Source organism: Xenophilus sp., from assembly GCF_044462705.1.
Taxonomy (GTDB): Bacteria; Pseudomonadota; Gammaproteobacteria; order Burkholderiales; family Burkholderiaceae_C; genus Xenophilus; species Xenophilus azovorans.
Genome location: NZ_JBIQNC010000339.1, coordinates 1 through 2,784, shown reverse-complemented (window position 1 = coordinate 2,784; position 2,784 = coordinate 1). Strand labels below are relative to the sequence as shown.

The 2,784-nt window shown below is 71.1% G+C and carries 4 protein-coding genes and 1 pseudogene; 3 read left to right on the top strand and 2 right to left on the bottom strand.

Annotated elements, in window-relative coordinates:
• Positions 1–1,041, top strand: a 1,041-nt coding sequence (locus ACIY1X_RS25825; RefSeq protein WP_399686381.1) for a SulP family inorganic anion transporter, incomplete at its 5' end; no start/stop codon positions are given.
• Here the strand turns inward: ACIY1X_RS25825 and ACIY1X_RS25820 are convergent.
• Positions 1,038–1,541: an outer membrane protein assembly factor BamE gene (locus ACIY1X_RS25820; protein ID WP_399686378.1), complete on the bottom strand. Its 504-nt coding sequence runs from the start codon at positions 1,539–1,541 to the stop codon at positions 1,038–1,040. The genes ACIY1X_RS25825 and ACIY1X_RS25820 overlap by 4 nt on opposite strands.
• Positions 1,542–1,585: 44 nt before the next feature.
• Between ACIY1X_RS25820 and ACIY1X_RS25815 the strand changes: the two genes are divergently transcribed.
• On the top strand, positions 1,586–1,792 hold the full coding sequence (locus ACIY1X_RS25815; protein ID WP_038210876.1) for a DUF3460 family protein: 207 nt from the start codon (positions 1,586–1,588) through the stop codon (positions 1,790–1,792).
• Between the two features lie 85 nt (positions 1,793–1,877).
• Entirely contained in the window at positions 1,878–2,675 is a 798-nt protein-coding gene (locus tag ACIY1X_RS25810) for a segregation and condensation protein A (RefSeq protein WP_399686383.1), read from the top strand.
• Here ACIY1X_RS25810 and ACIY1X_RS25805 read toward each other — a convergent pair.
• A pseudogene (locus ACIY1X_RS25805) lies at positions 2,660–2,784 on the bottom strand (glycerol-3-phosphate dehydrogenase); the annotation flags it as partial. The gene ACIY1X_RS25810 and the pseudogene ACIY1X_RS25805 overlap by 16 nt on opposite strands.

Sequence of the window (2,784 nt, the reverse complement as noted above, 5' to 3'; positions counted from 1 at the left end):
ATCGGCATGGCGCTGCACCGCGTGGCCGGGCTGGCCCGCGCGACGCGCGCCTTCCGCCTGGGCATGCGCCTGCCGGGGCCGATCGTGGCGCTGGTGTCGCTCACGCTGGTGTCCTGGGGCTTCTCGCTGCCGGTGGAAACCATCGGCACGCGCTTCGGCGGCATCCCGCGCGGCGTGCCCGCCTTCGCGCTGCCGGACTTCTCGTGGGAGAGCGTCAAGCAGCTGGTGACGCCGACGCTCACCATCGCGCTGCTGGGCGCCATCGAGTCGCTGCTGTGCGCCCGCGTGGCCGACCAGCAGAGCGGGCAGGCCCGCCACGATCCCAACCAGGAGCTGATGGCCCAGGGCGTGGCCAACTTCGTGGTGCCCTTCTTCGGCGGCATGCCGGCCACCGGCACCATCGCGCGCACGGTGACCAACATCCGCGCCGGCGCCACGTCTCCGGTGGCAGGCATGGTGCATGCGGTGACGCTGCTGGTGGTGGTGCTGGCGGCCGCGCCGCTGGCGCAGCACGTGCCGCTGGCGGTGCTGGGCGGCATCCTGCTGCACGTGGGCCTGAACATGGGCGAGTGGCGCGAGTTCAGCCCCACGCACCTGCGGCACTTCAGCAGCCACTACCGCACGCTGATGCTGGGCACCTTCTTCCTGACGGTGGTGTTCGACCTGACGGTGGCGGTACAGGCGGGCATCGTGCTGGCCTGCGCGCTGTTCATCCGGCGCATGAGCCAGCTCTTCTCGGTGGAGCTGGTGTCGCTGCAGCCGCCGGTGCTGACCTACCGGCTGTACGGCGCCCTGTTCTTCGGCGCCGCCGCCAAGCTGGACGAGGCGGCGCAGGCGGTGGAGCGCGCGCCGCGCGGCATGACGGTGGTGCTGGACGCCACCCACCTGATCTCGCTGGACGCCACCGGCGTGGACGCGCTGCGCCAGTTGCTGCGCACCGTGCGCGCCAAGGAGGGCAGCCTGCGCATCGAGTCGCTGCAGGGCCAGCCGCGCGAAGCGCTCGAGCGCGCCGGCCTGCTGGACGAACTGGCCGGGGGCTAAGGGGCTTCGACGCTGCGATCGGGCGAAGAGCCGCTGCGCAGCACGTACTGCTGGTCGTTCAACACCGCCGTGAAGACCATGGCCGTGTCGGGCGGCTGCAGCCAGCGCCACTCCCACTCCGTCTCCTGCTTGAGCGCATAACGTGTGACCTTGGCCGGCTTGCCCAGCAGCCTGCGCAGGTCCTCCATCGGCATGCCGGGCTGCACCCTGGCGAAGTTCTCGGGCGTGAGCACCTGGCGCAGGGCGCTCATCTTCCCGTCCGCGCCGATGGTGATCATGTAGTTCTTCTGCCCGGCCGGCTGGCGGTTGTATTCGAGCACGCGGCCGCCGGGCACGTCCCATACGGCCTCGGGCTCGCCGAACTGGGCGCGCACGTCGGCCTCGGTGGACACGCCCTCCTCCAGCCGGTCGATGCGCTGCGGATCGCAGCCGGCCAGCAGCGCCAGCAGGCCCGCCAGCCCGGCGCCGGCCGCCAGCCATCCCATGCGTCGTCCCTTCATGCCATCTCCCCGTCGGTAAAATCCGGGCCTGGAACAGACCCGCCATGCCCATCTTCGCACGCCCCCACTACACCTCCGACACGACCCAGTTCATCGAGCAGATGCGCAAGGCCAAGCCGACGCTCGAGGCCGAGCAGCGCGCCGGCCGGGCCCTGCTGTGGGACAAGGCCATCGACCGCGAGGTGCAGGCCGAGTTCCAGGCGGCCGAGGTGCCCCAGCAGCCCTACGTCTACCAGACCCAGGCGTCCTGAGCCTTCATTCATGACCGGTCCTGAAGCGCCCGCCGCACGCGGCGGCGGCCACGGCGAGGAGGACGCCGACACCGTCGTCGCCGCCATGCCCGAGGTGGTCGACCAGGTGGCGCTGGCGCGCCTGTACGGCGAGCCGCTGTTCGCGCTGCCGCAGGACCTGTACATCCCGCCCGACGCGCTGGAGGTCTTCCTCGAGGCCTTCGAGGGGCCGCTGGACCTGCTGCTCTACCTGATCCGCAAGCAGAACTTCAACATCCTCGACATCCCGATGGCCGGCGTGACGCGCCAGTACCTGGCCTACGTGGAGGAGATCCGCACCCGCAACCTGGAGCTGGCGGCCGAGTACCTGCTGATGGCGGCGATGCTGATCGAGATCAAGTCGCGCATGCTGCTGCCGCCTAAGAAGACGGCCGACGGCGAGGAGGCGGAAGACCCGCGCGCCGAGCTGGTGCGCCGCCTGCTGGAATACGAGCAGGCCAAGATGCAGGCCGCCGCGCTGGGCGCCCTGCCCCAGTACGGCCGCGACTTCTGGCGCGCCCAGGTCTACATCGAGCAGTCGCTCAAGCCGCGCTTCCCGGAGGTGAGCCTGGACGACCTGCGCGGCGCCTGGGCCGACATCCTCAAGCGCGCCAAGCTCGTGCAGCACCACAAGATCTCACGCGAGGAGCTGTCGGTGCGCGAGCACATGAGCATCGTGCTGCGCACCCTGCAGGGCCGCCGCTTCGTGGAGTTCGAGGAGCTGTTCGACGCCTCGCGCGGGGTGCCGGTGATGGTGGTCACCTTCATCGCCCTGCTGGAGCTGGCCAAGGAGACCCTGGTCGAGATCACGCAGGCCGAGGCCTTCGCCCCGATCTACGTGCGCCTGGCCTACGCGCCGGCCTGAGCGCCGCCGGCGCCGATCTCCGCGCCCGGCTCGCGCTCCATCAGCGCCCGCACGGCATCGGCCGGCGCGAGGCGGCCGTCCAGCAGCGCCACCACGCCCTCGGCGATGG

What these genes read in the sequence shown, in the direction of transcription:
- ACIY1X_RS25815 (WP_038210876.1), top strand. Translation starts at nt 1,586, where the DNA reads ATGCCCATCTTCGCACGCCCCCACTACACCTCCGACACGACCCAGTTC.
- ACIY1X_RS25810 (WP_399686383.1), top strand. Translation starts at nt 1,878, where the DNA reads ATGCCCGAGGTGGTCGACCAGGTGGCGCTGGCGCGCCTGTACGGCGAG.
- ACIY1X_RS25820 (WP_399686378.1), bottom strand. Translation starts at nt 1,541, where the DNA reads ATGAAGGGACGACGCATGGGATGGCTGGCGGCCGGCGCCGGGCTGGCG.